Raw genomic sequence first — 18,403 nt, 5'->3', positions numbered from 1 at the left:
CCCGACCATGACGATCCATGCTTCAAACGGCGTCAACAACATGCTGTTCGTCCTGATCGGCGAACGGCTCATCCAGGCAGACGAGGATCTGGCACGTAGCAGCGCAGGCCCCCACCGGCGGCTGGCCCACGATCTGCGCGGCCTGTCCGACGCCATCGAGGACTCGATCGTCACCGCCAGCAAGGGTCTGCCGTCGCAGGTCGGCAACGACTACCGGCGCGCCATGGGCCTGCTCGTGAACGACGGCGGGACGAACCACCTGAAGCAGTTCGCCCAGCAGGTGGACGAGATCGCCGACGCACGGGCGAAGACCTCGTGGAACATCCTTGAGTCCAAATGGCAGATCATCGCCGAAGCCATCCGGCTGATGATCCAGTTGGCGTTCATCACGGCGGCGGCCGCCTTCAGCGGCGGTTCGGGCGCCGGAAACGCCGCCGTCGCCAAGGCCCGCAGCCGGGTCGCGGTGCTGACCGTCCTGGACTGGCTGATCCGGCATACACACCTGCTGCACATCGCCGGAGAGGCCTTCGAGGAGGCACTCGAGGCTTTCATCGTCCGGCTGGGCATGATCGCCTTCACCTCGGGCGAGGGCAGCTTCACCGGCTTCGACTGGGGCGCGCTGGGAGGCGAGGCCCTCTTCGGCGCCCTGGCCGGCGCCTTCATGCCCGCCATCGCCGGCACCGGCTCCAGGCTCGGCAGCATCTTCAAGGGGGCCGCCCTCCCGGTCCCGGTGGCCAAGAACGTTGCCGGGGACGTCACGTCCAAGGTCGCCAAGGAGGTGGGCCGCCCGACGCCGGGAACCTGCCGTCGGCCGGTACCGCAGTCCACACGGCGGGTCGGAACGCCAACCATTTCGTCGCCGAGGGTGGTGCGGAAGCGCTGGCCGAGGTGGTCGGCGGCGGCCTGTTGACCGGGAAATGGGCGACCACCTGGGACACCTTCCTGGGCGCCGGCATCAGCGGCAAATCCCACCAAGTACTCGCCGGCGGCGCCCACAACAGCGGCCTCGCAATCAGCAACGCCCTGTTCAACCCACCACCCACCACGATCAGCTCCCCCGAGACCCCGGCCGCCCTCGCGGACGACCCCGACAGCCACCACACACCGACCACCACCCCCAGAACCCCGGGCACCCCCAGCACCCCGGGCACAGGACATTCCGGCAACAACACCAACGCCCACAACACCGAAGCCAAGGACCACCAACCCCCGGCCACCGAGTCCCCGGCCACCACTGGTAGTCAGCCCGGCAGCCAGCCCGACACCCAGGGCAGCAGTGTTCCGCAGAGCAGCACCCCGGCAACCACAACGCCTGGCGCCCCCCTGCCACCGCCCCACACAAACAGCACAGCCACCAGTAACCAACCCACCACCGTAGGCACCTCGGACACAGGACACTCCGGCAACAACACCAACGCCCACGACACCAAAGCCCAGGACCACCAACCCCCGGCCACCGAACCCCCGGCCACCGAGTCCTTGGCCGCCGCCGGTGGTCAGCCCGGCACCCAGGGCATCAGCGATCCGCACAGCACCACCCCGGCGGCCACCACGCCTGGCACCGCCCTGCCATCGCCCCACACAAACAACGCAGCCACCAGTAACCAGCCCACCACCGCGGCCACCTCGAACACAGGACACTCCGCCAACAAGACCAACGTCCAGAACACCGAAGCCCAGGACCATCAGCCCCCGGCCACCGAACTCCTGGCCACCGAGTCCTCGGTCACCGGGTCCTCGGTCACCGGGTCCTTGGCCACCGAACTCCTGGCCACCGGGACCTCGGCCATCGACAGCCAGCCCGGCATCCGGCCTGGCATCTGGCCTGGCGCCCAGGGCAGCAGTGTTCCGCAGAGCAGCACCCCGGCCACCACAGCGCCTGGCGCCTCGCTGTCATCGCCCCCCACCAACAGCACAGCCACCAGTAACCAACCCACCACCGTAAGCACCTCGAACACCGGACATTCCGGCAACAAAACCAACGCCCACGACATCGAGGCCCAGGACCACCAGCCCCCGGCCAACGGGCTCCCGGCCACCGGGTCCTTGGCCACCGGGCTCTCGGCCACCGGGTCCTCGGCCACCGGCAGCCAGCCCGGCATCCGGCCCGGCGCCCAGGGCAGCAGTGTTCCGCAGAGCAGCACCCCGGCGACCACAGCGCCTGGTGCCTCGCTGCCATCGCCCCAGGCGAACGGCACAGCCACCGGTGACCGGCCCGCCACCGTGGGCGAGGTGTTCGATGGCGTGCAGGAACCGTCACCCCCAACCTTGGAGAGCGGGCAGCAGCACACCGCGCGCTCGGACGAGGTGAACGCGGTCCTTTCGTCGCGCGTGGACGAGGTCGCGGCGGCGCTCATGGGCTGGGACGGCCCGCCCAGTGATGACGGACCCGCCCTGGCGGACCCTGAACCCCTTCCCGGCGAACCGGTACGTTCCGGCGAGGTACGGACCTGGCGGTCGATTCCCTTCCGTAACGCGTTCGAGATCACCGCGGAGGGTGGACAGTATGTCGAGGTCGAGGGCGACGACGGGGAGCCTGTTCAGGTATGGCGGCCTGCCCTGCGGGCGCCTGAGAAGTCGTCGGAGTGGACAGAGGTCGGCTACACCTGGCAGTTGCACCACGATCCCCAAGGGCAGGAAACCCTCCACCTGCGCCGGCGGGTCCACCTCGACGTCCAGGACGCAACACCCGAACAGGTGACCGCGCTGAAGGACAACCTGTCCCAGGCACTGGACCGGTGGGTGAACCAGCCGCACGACCGCCTGCGTCGGACCGACGACGCCGACGGGGTGGCAACCGGTCCTGTCCTGCAGCTCGCCGTGGAGTTCGTCGACTCAAAGGAGAACGCGCACACCGTAATCGAGGTCCACAACGGCAAGCCCAAAGGCTATGAGGGCACGCCGGAGGAAGGCCAGACGCATCAAAACGCCCTGTACACCGATTCCCCCGCGGTCGTACACCTCCACGAAATCCTCCACGGCTTCGGCCTGCGGGACGACAAGCCCGGCAACCAGGTCCTGCTCACCCCAGGCGGACGCGCCGAACAGGTACTGGACCAGGGACAGCTCAGCCTGATGGGCGACTTCCCCCGCACGCTCACCGACGAACACGTTTTCGTCCTCACCGACGACCACCGCCAGCAAATCTCCGACGTCCTCGCCCCCTACCTCCACCACGACAACCGCGGCGGAGTCCGGAAACCAGCTGGCCCCGACCACCGGCCACCCTCCGCCATCGCACCCCGCGCACCCCACAACCCGACCGACGACTCCGACACGGAGGTCGACTTCGACATGGAGCTCGCGGGATCCGACGTCGCGCTGCCCCCGGAGGGGAACACCAGAGCCCCCAATGGCGTCACGGACTACGACGAACTTCAGATCCATGAGGCCTTGGCCCTCATAGCCGAGCCGGGCTCGCCGGACACACAGCCGCACCTCGAACCCCCGGCCCAGGCCCCGGCCAGCCAGACGACCGGCACCGACATCGCGGAGGGCCGGAACGAGGACGCCGTACAGAGCGTGGCACCACCCACACCAACCGTCGCGGACGACGAGGACAAGGAGGACGACGCGGAGGTACCCGAGGAATGGTTCGACCCAGAACTCTTTCCCAGCCAGGCGGCCCCGGAGGCGCTGCCCGCGCAGGACCCGGACCATACTCGGAATGGCCCCATGGACCCAACCGCCGAGCCTGCGATCGAGCCCGACGGTACGACGCCCGCAACTCCTAAACCCGGCCGCCAATACGTCTGGGCTCCGCTGTCCTTCCTGCACGAGAAGGGGCACAGGGACGAGTTCCTGGCCGCTCAGCTCAAGAAGGCAGACGGCACACTGTATCCCCGGACCAGGGTGAATGTCTGGCGGTGGGGCAAGACGACGGCGCCCAAGGAGATCGCCGACCAGATCCACAAACTAGCCGCCGACGCCGGCTACACGGGCGGAGTGGTCAATACGCCGCCGGACCGGAACCTGCGGACGCAGGACGCCGGCGTCTACGTCTGGGCTCCGCTGTCCTTCCTGCACGAGAAGGGGCACACGGACAAGTTCCTGGCCGCTCAGCTCAAGAAGGCAGACGGCACACTGGTTCCCCGGAACACGGTGGCTGCCTGGCGAGGGGGCAAGTATACGGCGCCCAAGGAGATCGCCGACCAGATCCACAAACTAGCCGCCGACGCCGGCTACACGGGCGGAGTGGTCAATACGCCGCCGCTCCAAGACCTGCGGACGCAGGACGCCGGCGTCTACGTCTGGGCTCCGCTGTCCTTCCTGCACGAGAAGGGGCACACGGACAAGTTCCTGGCCGCTCAGCTCAAGAAGCCAGACGGCACACTGGTTCCCCGGACCACGGTGGCTGCCTGGCGGTGGGGCAAGACGACGGCGCCCAAGGAGATCGCCGACCAGATCCACAAACTAGCCGCCGACGCCGGCTACACGGGCGGAGTGGTCAATACGCCGCCGCTCCAAGACCTGCGGACGCAGGACGCCGGCGTCTACGTCTGGGCTCCGCTGTCCTTCCTGTACGAGAAGGGGCACACGGACAAGTTCCTGGCCGCTCAGCTCAAGAAGGCAGACGGCACACTGGTTCCCCGGAACACGGTGGCTGCCTGGCGAGGGGGCAAGTATACGGCGCCCAAGGAGATCGCCGACCAGATCCACAAACTAGCCGCCGACGCCGGCTACACGGGCGGAGTGGTCAATACGCCGCCGCTCCAAGACCTGCGGACGCAGGACGCCGGCGTCTACGTCTGGGCTCCGCTGTCCTTCCTGCACGAGAAGGGGCACACGGACAAGTTCCTGGCCGCTCAGCTCAAGAAGCCAGACGGCACACTGGTTCCCCGGACCACGGTGGCTGCCTGGCGAGTGGGCAGGTATACGGCGCCCAAGGAGATCGCCGACCAGATCCACAAACTAGCCGCCGACGCCGGCTACACGGGCGGAGTGGTCAATACGCCGCCGGACCGGAACCTGCGGACACACAGACCCGGCAACGGCGAATACGTCTGGGCTCCGCTGTCCTTCCTGTACGAGAAGGGGCACACGGACGAGTTCCTGGCCGCTCAGCTCAAGAAGGCAGACGGCACACTGGTTCCCCGGAACACGGTGAATGCCCGCCGAGGGGGCAAGTCGACGGCGCCCAAGGAGATCGCCGACCAGATCCACAAACTAGCCCGCGATAACGGATACAACGAAGATCGCGGGGCGTTCAATGTGCCGCCGCCCCGGAACCTGCGGGCGCGTGGCCGCCGCGACGTCGGGGTTTCGTTGAGGTCCCTGAAGCGGATGGGGTACACGGACCAGGAGGTGGCCGCTCGGCTTCAGACATCAGAGGAGGACGAACCTGTCGGCGGGAATGAGGTGACTGCCTGGCGACGGAGCAGAAAGAGGCCTCGTGCGTACATCGCCGAGCAGATCGACAAGCTAGTCGCTGAGGCCCGCGAAAAGGACAGGAGGGCCGGGGAGCCGCAGGCTGGTACCACCGCTGAACAGCCGGCGGCTAAGCGACGGCGGCTGGAGGGGTCTGCGACGGAGCAGCCGCCGGGTACGCCGTCACATCCGGACGAGGTGGGCGTCGGCCAGCAGCCTGCCCCCGCCGGCCAGGCAGTACACGGTCGGGTGGTCGACGTGCCGCGGGATGGTGATTGCCTGTTCCACGCGGTCAACGTGGGGTTGGGCCTCGAGGCCACCACCGAGACCGCCCTGGAGCTGCGCCACCGGGTGACGAACTGGATCCTGGACCCACAGAACCTGGCCCGGGTGACCGAGCACGCCCAAACCTTCGGCACGAACATCGACGAACTCCTCGACACCATCGCGACCAGCGGCCGGTGGAACAACGAGGCCGACGACCTGATCTCCCCGGTCATCGCCTGGGCCATCGACAAGCCCATCGAGCTGGAAGTGGTAGACGCCCGCCACCCGGACAGGGGCTACAGGCTGCTCCTGCCGCCGCTGGGCATGACCGACCCCTCGACGGTCACCCCCACGCTCCATCTGATCCTGAACTCGGAGCAAAACCACTACAAGGTCCGGCTTCCCGAAGAGGCCACAGAACAGGCATTGGACTCTGCGGCCCCCGCGCTTCTCGACTCACTGCTGCCCGATGACGACATGGAAACCGACACACTGCCCGCCACGGACCACAGGCCGGCCGCCACGCAGGTACCCGCCACCACGTCACAGCCGGACGGGTCGGACGTGGACATGGAGGGAGACCAGGGTGTCTCCCAGAGCCAGAGCCACGGCAGAGCGCTTCCCCCTTGGCTGAACGACTTCATGGACGACGCGCTCGCTGGCCTGCAGCCATCGTCGCCCCCGACCAGTTCCTCTCGTTCGACCGGTTCGACCGGTTCGACTCGCTCTCAGGAGGATGGTGATCCTCGGTCCGCCAGCCCGGTGACCACAACCACCGACGCCGATCCGTCCTCCGCCCTCGCGCCCCGCACACCCCACAACCCGACCGACAACTCCGACATGATCGACGACTTCGACGTGATGGGGTTTGGGGAGTACCTCATACCGGACGACAGTCAGGGCGAGCGGGAAGACACCCCCCCGACCGGCCTAACCGGCGGCCAGGAGCACACCGACCCTGAACAGAATCTCTTTGAGGAATTCCAGGAGCTCGGCCTTCCGCCTTCGACCCGCGTGGAGGGCGGGGGCGGGGATATCCCGGCGCAACTGGACGGCAGCGACCCGAACCAGACGCCCCACAGTGCCTCCCAGGGCCTGACGGACCAGACGCCGAACGGGGACAACCCAGCCCCCAGTGAGAGCGGGCAGCAGCACACCGCGCACTCGAACGAGGTCCTTTCGTCGCGCGTGGACGAGGTCGCGGCGGCGCTCATGGGCTGGGACGGCCCGCCCAGTGATGACGGACCCGCCCTGGCGGACCCTGAACCCCTTCCCGGCGAACCGGTACGTTCCGGCGAGGTACGGACCTGGCGGTCGATTCCCTTCCGTAACGCGTTCGAGATCACCGCGGAGGGTGGACAGTATGTCGAGGTCGAGGGCGACGACGGGGAGCCTGTTCAGGCATGGCGGCCTGCCCTGCGGGCGCCTGAGAAGTCGTCGGAGTGGACAGAGGTCGGCTACACCTGGCAGTTGCACCACGATCCCCAAGGGCAGGAAACCCTCCACCTGCGCCGGCGGGTCCACCTCGACGTCCAGGACGCAACACCCGAACAGGTGACCGCGCTGAAGGACAACCTGTCCCAGGCACTGGACCGGTGGGTGAACCAGCCGCACGACCGCCTGCGTCGGACCGACGACGCCGACGGGGTGGCAACCGGTCCTGTCCTGCAGCTCGCCGTGGAGTTCGTCGACTCAAAGGAGAACGCGCACACCGTAATCGAGGTCCACAACGGCAAGCCCAAAGGCTATGAGGGCACGCCGGAGGAAGGCCAGACGCATCAAAACGCCCTGTACACCGATTCCCCCGCGGTCGTACACCTCCACGAAATCCTCCACGGCTTCGGCCTGCGGGACGACAAGCCCGGCAACCAGGTCCTGCTCACCCCAGGCGGACGCGCCGAACAGGTACTGGACCAGGGACAGCTCAGCCTGATGGGCGACTTCCCCCGCACGCTCACCGACGAACACGTTTTCGTCCTCACCGACGACCACCGCCAGCAAATCTCCGACGTCCTCGCCCCCTACCTCCACCACGACAACCGCGGCGGAGTCCGGAAACCAGCTGGCCCCGACCACCGGCCACCCTCCGCCATCGCACCCCGCGCACCCCACAACCCGACCGAAAACTCCGACACGGACCTCGACTTCGACACGGAGGTCGACTTCGACACGGAGGTCGACTTCGACACGGAGCTCGACTTCGACATGGAGCTCGACTTCGACATGGAGCTCGCGGGATCCGACGTCGCGCTGCCCCCGGAGGGGAACACCAGAGCCCCCAATGGCGTCACGGACTACGACGAACTTCAGATCCATGAGGCCTTGGCCCTCATAGCCGAGCCGGGCTCGCCGGACACACAGCCGCACCTCGAACCCCCGGCCCAGGCCCCGGCCAGCCAGACGACCGGCACCGACATCGCGGAGGGCCGGAACGAGGACGCCGTACAGAGCGTGGCACCACCCACACCAACCGTCGCGGACGACGAGGACAAGGAGGACGACGCGGAGGTACCCGAGGAATGGTTCGACCCAGAACTCTTTCCCAGCCAGGCGGCCCCGGAGGCGCTGCCCGCGCAGGACCCGGACCATACTCGGAATGGCCCCATGGACCCAACCGCCGAGCCTGCGATCGAGCCCGACGGTACGACGCCCGCAACTCCTAAACCCGGCCGCCAATACGTCTGGGCTCCGCTGTCCTTCCTGCACGAGAAGGGGCACACGGACAAGTTCCTGGCCGCTCAGCTCAACAAGGCAGACGACACACTGTATCCCCGGAACACGGTGAATGTCTGGCGGTGGGGCAGGTATACGGCGCCCAAGGAGATCGCCGACCAGATCCACAAACTAGCCGCCGACGCCGGCTACACGGGCGGAGTGGTCAATACGCCGCGGGACCGGAACCTGCGGACACAGCGGACACACAGACCCGGCAACGGCGAATACGTCTGGGCTCCGCTGTCCTTCCTGCACGAGAAGGGGCACACGGACAAGTTCCTGGCCGCTCAGCTCAAGAAGGCAGACGGCACACTGGTTCTCCGGAACACGGTGGCTGCCTGGCGGTGGGGCAAGTTGACGGCGCCCAAGGAGATCGCCGACCAGATCCACGAACTAGCCGCCGACGCCGGCTACACGGGCGGAGTGGTCAATACGCCGCCGGACCGGAACCTGCGGACACAGCGGACACACAGACCCGGCAACGGCGAATACGTCTGGGCTCCGCTGTCCTTCCTGCACGAGAAGGGGCACACGGACAAGTTCCTGGCCGCTCAGCTCAAGAAGCCAGACGGCACACTGGTTCCCCGGCCCACGGTGAATGCCTGCCGGTGGGGCAAGTTGACGGCGCCCAAGGAGATCGCCGACCAGATCCACAAACTAGCCGCCGACGCCGGCTACACGGGCGGAGTGGTCAATACGCCGCCGGACCGGAACCTGCGGACACACAGACCCGGCAACGGCGAATACGTCTGGGCTCCGCTGTCCTTCCTGTACGAGAAGGGGCACACGGACGAGTTCCTGGCCGCTCAGCTCAAGAAGGCAGACGGCACACTGGTTCCCCGGAACACGGTGAATGCCCGCCGAGGGGGCAAGTCGACGGCGCCCAAGGAGATCGCCGACCAGATCCACAAACTAGCCCGCGATAACGGATACAACGAAGATCGCGGGGCGTTCAATGTGCCGCCGCCCCGGAACCTGCGGGCGCGTGGCCGCCGCGACGTCGGGGTTTCGTTGAGGTCCCTGAAGCGGATGGGGTACACGGACCAGGAGGTGGCCGCTCGGCTTCAGACATCAGAGGAGGACGAACCTGTCGGCGGGAATGAGGTGACTGCCTGGCGACGGAGCAGAAAGAGGCCTCGTGCGTACATCGCCGAGCAGATCGACAAGCTAGTCGCTGAGGCCCGCGAAAAGGACAGGAGGGCCGGGGAGCCGCAGGCTGGTACCACCGCTGAACAGCCGGCGGCTAAGCGACGGCGGCTGGAGGGGTCTGCGACGGAGCAGCCGCCGGGTACGCCGTCACATCCGGACGAGGTGGGCGTCGGCCAGCAGCCTGCCCCCGCCGGCCAGGCAGTACACGGTCGGGTGGTCGACGTGCCGCGGGATGGTGATTGCCTGTTCCACGCGGTCAACGTGGGGTTGGGCCTCGAGGCCACCACCGAGACCGCCCTGGAGCTGCGCCACCGGGTGACGAACTGGATCCTGGACCCACAGAACCTGGCCCGGGTGACCGAGCACGCCCAAACCTTCGGCACGAACATCGACGAACTCCTCGACACCATCGCGACCAGCGGCCGGTGGAACAACGAGGCCGACGACCTGATCTCCCCGGTCATCGCCTGGGCCATCGACAAGCCCATCGAGCTGGAAGTGGTAGACGCCCGCCACCCGGACAGGGGCTACAGGCTGCTCCTGCCGCCGCTGGGCATGACCGACCCCTCGACGGTCACCCCCACGCTCCATCTGATCCTGAACTCGGAGCAAAACCACTACAAGGTCCGGCTTCCCGAAGAGGCCACAGAACAGGCATTGGACTCTGCGGCCCCCGCGCTTCTCGACTCACTGCTGCCCGATGACGACATGGAAACCGACACACTGCCCGCCACGGACCACAGGCCGGCCGCCACGCAGGTACCCGCCACCACGTCACAGCCGGACGGGTCGGACGTGGACATGGAGGGAGACCAGGGTGTCTCCCAGAGCCAGAGCCACGGCAGAGCGCTTCCCCTTGGCTGAACGACTTCATGGACGACGCGCTCGCTGGCCTGCAGCCATCGTCGCCCCCGACCAGTTCCTCTCGTTCGACCGGTTCGACCGGTTCGACTCGCTCTCAGGAGGATGGTGATCCTCGGTCCGCCAGCCCGGTGACCACAACCACCGACGCCGATCCGTCCTCCGCCCTCGCGCCCCGCACACCCCACAACCCGACCGACAACTCCGACATGATCGACGACTTCGACGTGATGGGGTTTGGGGAGTACCTCATACCGGACGACAGTCAGGGCGAGCGGGAAGACACCCCCCCGACCGGCCTAACCGGCGGCCAGGAGCACACCGACCCTGAACAGAATCTCTTTGAGGAATTCCAGGAGCTCGGCCTTCCGCCTTCGACCCGCGTGGAGGGCGGGGGCGGGGATATCCCGGCGCAACTGGACGGCAGCGACCCGAACCAGACGCCCCACAGTGCCTCCCAGGGCCTGACGGACCAGACGCCGAACGGGGACAACCCAGCCCCCAGTGAGAGCGGGCAGCAGCACACCGCGCACTCGAACGAGGTCCTTTCGTCGCGCGTGGACGAGGTCGCGGCGGCGCTCATGGGCTGGGACGGCCCGCCCAGTGATGACGGACCCGCCCTGGCGGACCCTGAACCCCTTCCCGGCGAACCGGTACGTTCCGGCGAGGTACGGACCTGGCGGTCGATTCCCTTCCGTAACGCGTTCGAGATCACCGCGGAGGGTGGACAGTATGTCGAGGTCGAGGGCGACGACGGGGAGCCTGTTCAGGCATGGCGGCCTGCCCTGCGGGCGCCTGAGAAGTCGTCGGAGTGGACAGAGGTCGGCTACACCTGGCAGTTGCACCACGATCCCCAAGGGCAGGAAACCCTCCACCTGCGCCGGCGGGTCCACCTCGACGTCCAGGACGCAACACCCGAACAGGTGACCGCGCTGAAGGACAACCTGTCCCAGGCACTGGACCGGTGGGTGAACCAGCCGCACGACCGCCTGCGTCGGACCGACGACGCCGACGGGGTGGCAACCGGTCCTGTCCTGCAGCTCGCCGTGGAGTTCGTCGACTCAAAGGAGAACGCGCACACCGTAATCGAGGTCCACAACGGCAAGCCCAAAGGCTATGAGGGCACGCCGGAGGAAGGCCAGACGCATCAAAACGCCCTGTACACCGATTCCCCCGCGGTCGTACACCTCCACGAAATCCTCCACGGCTTCGACCCGCGGGACGACGAGGTCCTTTCGTCGCGCGTGGACGAGGTCGCGGCGGCGCTCATGGGCTGGGACGGCCCGCCCAGTGATGACGGACCCGCCCTGGCGGACCCTGAACCCCTTCCCGGCGAACCGGTACGTTCCGGCGAGGTACGGACCTGGCGGTCGATTCCCTTCCGTAACGCGTTCGAGATCACCGCGGAGGGTGGACAGTATGTCGAGGTCGAGGGCGACGACGGGGAGCCTGTTCAGGCATGGCGGCCTGCCCTGCGGGCGCCTGAGAAGTCGTCGGAGTGGACAGAGGTCGGCTACACCTGGCAGTTGCACCACGATCCCCAAGGGCAGGAAACCCTCCACCTGCGCCGGCGGGTCCACCTCGACGTCCAGGACGCAACACCCGAACAGGTGACCGCGCTGAAGCACAACCTGTCCCAGGCACTGGACCGGTGGGTGAACCAGCCGCACGACCGCCTGCGTCGGACCGACGACCCCGACGGGGTGGCAACCGGTCCTGTCCTGCAGCTCGCCGTGGAGTTCGTCGACTCAAAGGAGAACGCGCACACCGTAATCGAGGTCCACAACGGCAAGCCCAAAGGCTATGAGGGCACGCCGGAGGAAGGCCAGACGCATCAAAACGCCCTGTACACCGATTCCCCCGCGGTCGTACACCTCCACGAAATCCTCCACGGCTTCGGCCCGCGGGACGACCAACCCGGCAACCACGTCCTGCTCACCCCAGGCGGACGCGCCGAACAGGTACTGGACCAGGGACAGCTCAGCCTGATGGGCGACTTCCCCCGCACGCTCACCGACGAACACGTTTTCGTCCTCACCGACGACCACCGCCAGCAAATCTCCGACGTCCTCGCCCCCTACCTCCACCACGACAACCGCGGCGGAGTCCGGAAACCAGGCGGCCCCGACCACCGGCCACCCTCCGCCATCGCACCCCGCGCACCCCACAACCCGACCGACGACTCCGACACGGACCTCGACTTCGACACGGAGGTCGACTTCGACATGGAGGTCGACTTCGACATGGAGCTCGCGGGATCCGACGTCGCGCTGCCCCCGGAGGGGAACACCAGAGCCCCCAATGGCGTCACGGACTACGACGAACTTCAGATCCATGAGGCCTTGGCCCTCATAGCCGAGCCGGGCTCGCCGGACACACAGCCGCACCTCGAACCCCCGGCCCAGGCCCCTGCCAGCCAGACGACCGGCACCGACATCGCGGAGGGCCGGAACGAGGACGCCGTACAGAGCGTGGCACCACCCACACCAACCGTCGCGGACGACGAGGACAAGGAGGACGACGCGGAGGTACCCGAGGAATGGTTCGACCCAGAACTCTTTCCCAGCCAGGCGGCCCCGGAGGCGCTGCCCGCGCAGGACCCGGACCATACTCGGAATGGCCCCATGGACCCAACCGCCGAGCCTGCGATCGAGCCCGACGGTACGACGCCCGCAACTCCTAAACCCGGCCGCCAATACGTCTGGGCTCCGCTGTCCTTCCTGCACGAGAAGGGGCACAGGGACGAGTTCCTGGCCGCTCAGCTCAACAAGGCAGACGGCACACTGTATCCCCGGACCAGGGTGAATGTCTGGCGGTGGGGCAAGACGACGGCGCCCAAGGAGATCGCCGACCAGATCCACAAACTAGCCGCCGACGCCGGCTACACGGGCGGAGTGGTCAATACGCCGCCGGACCGGAACCTGCGGACGCAGGACGTCTACGTCTGGGCTCCGCTGTCCTTCCTGTACGAGAAGGGGCACACGGACAAGTTCCTGGCCGCTCAGCTCAAGAAGCCACACGGCACACTGGTTGCCCGGAACACGGTGAATGTCTGGCGGTGGGGCAAGACGAGGGCGCCCAAGGAGATCGCCGACCAGATCCACAAACTAGCCGCCGACGCCGGCTACACGGGCGGAGTGGTCAATACGCCGCGGGACCGGAACCTGCGGACACAGCGGACACACAGACCCGGCAACGGCGAATACGTCTGGGCTCCGCTGTCCTTCCTGTACGAGAAGGGGCACACGGACAAGTTCCTGGCCGCTCAGCTCAAGAAGCCAGACGGCACACTGGTTCCCCGGCCCACGGTGGCTGCCTGGCGAGTGGGCAGGTATAGGGCGACGCCCAAGGAGATCGCCGACCAGATCCACAAACTAGCCGCCGACGCCGGCTACACGGGCGGAGTGGTCAATACGCCGCCGCTCCAAGACCTGCGGACGCAGGACGCCGGCGTCTACGTCTGGGCTCCGCTGTCCTTCCTGCACGAGAAGGGGCACACGGACAAGTTCCTGGCCGCTCAGCTCAAGAAGCCACACGGCACACTGGTTGCCCGGAACACGGTGAATGCCTGTCGGTGGGGCAAGACGACGGCGCCCAAGGAGATCGCCGACCAGATCCACAAACTAGCCGCCGACGCCGGCTACACGGGCGGAGTGGTCAATACGCCGCCGGACCGGAACCTGCGGACACACAGACCCGGCAACGGCGAATACGTCTGGGCTCCGCTGTCCTTCCTGTACGAGAAGGGGCACACGGACGAGTTCCTGGCCGCTCAGCTCAAGAAGGCAGACGGCACACTGGTTGCCCGGAACACGGTGAATCTCTGGCGGTGGGGCAAGACGGCGCCGCTCAAGGAGATCGCCGACCAGATCCACAAACTAGCCCGCGATAACGGATACAACGAAGATCGCGGGGCGTTCAATGTGCCGCCGCCCCGGAACCTGCGGGCGCGTGGCCGCCGCGACGTCGGGGTTTCGTTGAGGTCCCTGAAGCGGATGGGGTACACGGACCAGGAGGTGGCCGCTCGGCTTCAGACATCAGAGGAGGACGAACCTGTCGGCGGGAATGAGGTGACTGCCTGGCGACGGAGCAGAAAGAGGCCTCGTGCGTACATCGCCGAGCAGATCGACAAGCTAGTCGCTGAGGCCCGCGAAAAGGACAGGAGGGCCGGGGAGCCGCAGGCTGGTACCACCGCTGAACAGCCGGCGGCTAAGCGACGGCGGCTGGAGGGGTCTGCGACGGAGCAGCCGCCGGGTACGCCGTCACATCCGGACGAGGTGGGCGTCGGCCAGCAGCCTGCCCCCGCCGGCCAGGCAGTACACGGTCGGGTGGTCGACGTGCCGCGGGATGGTGATTGCCTGTTCCACGCGGTCAACGTGGGGTTGGGCCTCGAGGCCACCACCGAGACCGCCCTGGAGCTGCGCCACCGGGTGACGAACTGGATCCTGGACCCACAGAACCTGGCCCGGGTGACCGAGCACGCCCAAACCTTCGGCACGAACATCGACGAACTCCTCGATACCATCGCGACCAGCGGCCGGTGGAACAACGAGGCCGACGACCTGATCTCCCCGGTCATCGCCTGGGCCATCGACAAGCCCATCGAGCTGGAAGTGGTAGACGCCCGCCACCCGGACAGGGGCTACAGGCTGCTCCTGCCGCCGCTGGGCATGACCGACCCCTCGACGGTCACCCCCACGCTCCATCTGATCCTGAACTCGGAGCAAAACCACTACAAGGTCCGGCTTCCCGAAGAGGCCACAGAACAGGCATTGGACTCTGCGGCCCCCGCGCTTCTCGACTCACTGCTGCCCGATGACGACATGGAAACCGACACACTGCCCGCCACGGACCACAGGCCGGCCGCCACGCAGGTACCCGCCACCACGTCACAGCCGGACGGGTCGGACGTGGACATGGAGGGAGACCAGGGTGTCTCCCAGAGCCTGACGGACCAGACGCCGAACGGGGACAACCCAGCCCCCAGTGAGAGCGGGCAGCAGCACACCGGGCGCTCGGACGAGGTGTTTCGGACGCTCATGACCGGTAAGAGCGGGCCGCTGTGAGGGTGGAGAACGCCGTTGACGAACGGGGTCCAGCAGAAGGACGCCATGCCACCACCTTGCCGTCCCTAAGCTTGGCGCTTATGCAGCTTTGCGGCTTGTGATGGCTGCCGCGAGGTTTGGTGCGTCTTTGAACTTGAGCGGTGCGCGTCTGGTGCGCGCTGACCGTCCGTCACGCCTTGTGATGGGTGGGGTGGTTGTTGGCCCTGGATGCAGGACGCCCGTGGTCCTGGGTGATCATTTCTGTTCTCGACGCAGAAGGATCACTGGGGAGCCACGGGCTTGGTCAACGATACGACGTTGCTGCTGGACCTCGACGGGGTGTCCGTCATGCGGGTCGAGCGGTGCGAGGACGGTGGGCGCCGGGTCCACCTGGCCACGGCAGACGACTCGGCCAGGGCCTGCCCGGTCTGCGGGGTCTTCGCGTCCCGGGTGAAAGGCTCGGCGACCACCCGGCCCCGTGATTTCCCGTACGTTGTCCCGGCTGCCCGCGTGTGCCGACGGCCCGCTCCCCCGGTGCGGGTCTTGTGGACCACACCGTTGATGATCTCGCGGTCCTCGACGCGGGATGGCCCGTCACAGCCGGCGGTATCAGGAAAGCGAGTAACCTCCGCTTCTAACCGGTGAGTTCACGTTGACGCACACGCCACCGTGATCCACCATCCGTCCGTCGCCCGGTGATTTCAGTGGTTGAACTGGAACCAGTTGATGTTACCGAGGTCGGTGCCGCCACCTCCGCCGGCCACCACATACAGCTTGTGCACGCCGGTGGCGGACCTGGTCAGGTTCACCGTTTGATTCGTCCAGGACTGCCAGCCACCGGTGTTGCTGATGGGCACGGTGGCCAGCAAAGGACCTGTCGGGCTGTCGAGGTGGTACTCGAACGACCCGCTCACACCGGAAGCGGAGGCTGTCCTGGTGAGGACACTGGTGGGCGACGACGAACCGAAGTCCACGTCGTAGTAGCCGACGTAGTCGCCCGCGGCGATCCAGCCGACGTCCTGGCCGCAGCCTGTGTCGCTGCAGTGCTCCAGGCCGGTCCCTTGCTGATCGTCGTAGTAGGAAGCACCGATGACGTTGTACGGGCTCTGAGTCGCTGGAAACCGGTCACCCGCCCCGTAGGCGAACAGCGGTGTCTTGCCGTCGCCGACGTTGATGGGCTGCTGGTCCGCGCTCTGCATCCAGGTCACCGGCAGCGTGCCCGTGGGGTTGTAGTCCCCCAAGAGCACATCCGCGACCCCGGCACCCTCGGTCCCCGGAAGCCATGCTTCGACGAGGGCGTCCCACTTGGGCAGTTCGCTCGCGATGTCGAGCGGCCGTCCCGAGACCATGACCACGACCACCGGCACGCCCGAAGCCTCCAGGGTGGCGAGGGTGGACAGGTCCTCGTTGTCCAGGGCCATCGAGCCGGGCCGGTCGCCCTTGTACTCCGCGTACGGGGTCTCTCCCACCACGGCGATGGCGGCGTTGTAACTGCCGTCGATACCGCTCCCGTAGCGGTCATAGGTGACCGTGGTGGACGGTGACACCGTATTGCGGATGCCTTGCAGGATCGTCGTACCCGGGGTGACGTTGCCGCTCTGGCCCTGCCACGACATGGTCCAGCCGCCGCTCTGCTGGCCGATGTCGTCGGCGCTCTTGCCTGCGACGAAGATCTTGCCCGCGGTCTTCGGCAGCGGCAGGATGCCCCACTTGTTCTTCAGCATGACCTGGGACTCCCTCACCGCCTGACGAGCGATCGCACGGTGGGCCGAACTGCCCACCGTGCCGGTGTAGTTGCGGTCGGTATAGGGGTGTTCGAACAGACCGAGTTCGAACTTCTTGGTGAGAATCCGGCGGTTGGCGTCGTCGATGCGGGACATCGGCACCCGGCCGGCCTGGACCTCGCTCTTGAGGGTGGAGACGAACAACTTCCACTGGTCCGGGACCATGACCATGTCGATGCCTGCGTTGATCGCGGTGTCGACCTCGTCGGCGGTGAAGCCGGTCTGCCCGTCGATCTGGTCGATGCCGTCCCAGTCCGAGATGGCGATGCCCGAGAAATCCAGCTCACCCTTGAGTACATCGGTGATGAGGTAGTGGTTGGCGTGCATCTTCACGCCGTTCCAACTGCTGTACGAGATCATGACCGAGCCGACGTTCTTGGCGACGGCCTCGCGGAACGGCGCCAGGTGGGTGGCCCGCAGTTCCGTCTCGCTCAGTGCGGTGTCGCCCTCGTCCACGCCGTCCGTGGTGCCGCCGTCACCGACGAAGTGCTTGGCGGTGGCCATGACCGAGCCGGAATCGGAGAGCTTGGAGCCCTGCAACCCGGTGATCATCCTGGTCATCGACGTGGCGATGTCGGGGGTCTCGCCGAACGACTCATACGTCCTGCCCCACCGGTCGTTGCGCACCACGCACACGCACGGGGAGAAGTCCCAGTCGATCCCTGTACCGGAGACCTCCTCCGCGGTGGCCCGGCCGATGCTCTGTGCCAGGGCGGGATCACGGGTGGCGCCGAGGCCGATGTTGTGCGGGAAGATCGTCGCTCCGTACACGTTGTTGTGGCCGTGTACCGCATCCACGCCGTACATCATGGGAATGCCAAGCGGAGTGGCCAGCGCCGCGCCCTGGAACGAGTCGTACATGTCGGCCCAGGCTGTCGCGGTGTTGGGTGAGGGCGCCGAGCCTCCGCCGGACAGGAGCGAGCCGAGGCGGTAGTCGGTGATGTCGGCGTTGGTGACCGACTTACGCTCGGCCTGGGTCATCTGGCCGATCTTCTCGTCCAGGGACATCCGGCTGAGCAGGTCCTCGACCCGGACGGACACCGGCTGGCTCGGGTCCTCGTATGGCGGCACCGCAGCCGCAGCCGCAGCCGGGCCGGCGGTCAGAGTAGGGATCACAAGCATCAACGACGCGGCCACCAACAGCCTGCCGCGCCACCGAGCGACGCTGGGCAGTTGCATACGCTCTCCTAGGGTGAACTGCCGGGGAAACCATGG

General features: G+C 67.2%; 4 protein-coding genes. 3 read left to right on the top strand and 1 reads right to left on the bottom strand.

Annotated features, from left to right (window positions below; all coding sequences use genetic code 11):
* Positions 1-7 precede the first annotated feature (7 nt).
* From RV986_RS41445 to RV986_RS41435, 3 genes are all read left to right on the top strand, one after another.
* Complete coding sequence (locus RV986_RS41445) at positions 8-910, top strand: hypothetical protein (RefSeq protein ID WP_475922317.1); 903 nt, start codon at positions 8-10, stop codon at positions 908-910.
* Positions 907-10,362 carry a hypothetical protein gene (locus tag RV986_RS41440; protein ID WP_475922316.1) on the top strand — a complete coding sequence of 3,152 codons (9,456 nt, stop codon included), beginning with the start codon at positions 907-909 and terminating at the stop codon, positions 10,360-10,362. Before RV986_RS41445 ends, RV986_RS41440 begins: the two co-directional genes overlap by 4 nt.
* 128 nt (positions 10,363-10,490) lie before the next feature.
* Complete coding sequence (locus RV986_RS41435) at positions 10,491-15,425, top strand: OTU domain-containing protein (protein ID WP_475922315.1); 4,935 nt, start codon at positions 10,491-10,493, stop codon at positions 15,423-15,425.
* 680 nt (positions 15,426-16,105) lie between these two features.
* Here RV986_RS41435 and RV986_RS41430 read toward each other — a convergent pair.
* Complete coding sequence (locus RV986_RS41430; protein WP_475922314.1) at positions 16,106-18,367, bottom strand: glycoside hydrolase family 3 N-terminal domain-containing protein; 2,262 nt, start codon at positions 18,365-18,367, stop codon at positions 16,106-16,108.
* Between the last annotated feature and the right edge of the window lie 36 nt (positions 18,368-18,403).

It is taken from the genome of Streptomyces sp. RLA012 (genome assembly GCF_056270325.1).
This window is presented reverse-complemented; position numbering and strand designations above follow the sequence as displayed.

What these genes read in the sequence shown, in the direction of transcription:
- RV986_RS41445 (WP_475922317.1), top strand. Translation starts at nt 8, where the DNA reads ATGACGATCCATGCTTCAAACGGCGTCAACAACATGCTGTTCGTCCTG.
- RV986_RS41430 (WP_475922314.1), bottom strand. Translation starts at nt 18,367, where the DNA reads ATGCAACTGCCCAGCGTCGCTCGGTGGCGCGGCAGGCTGTTGGTGGCC.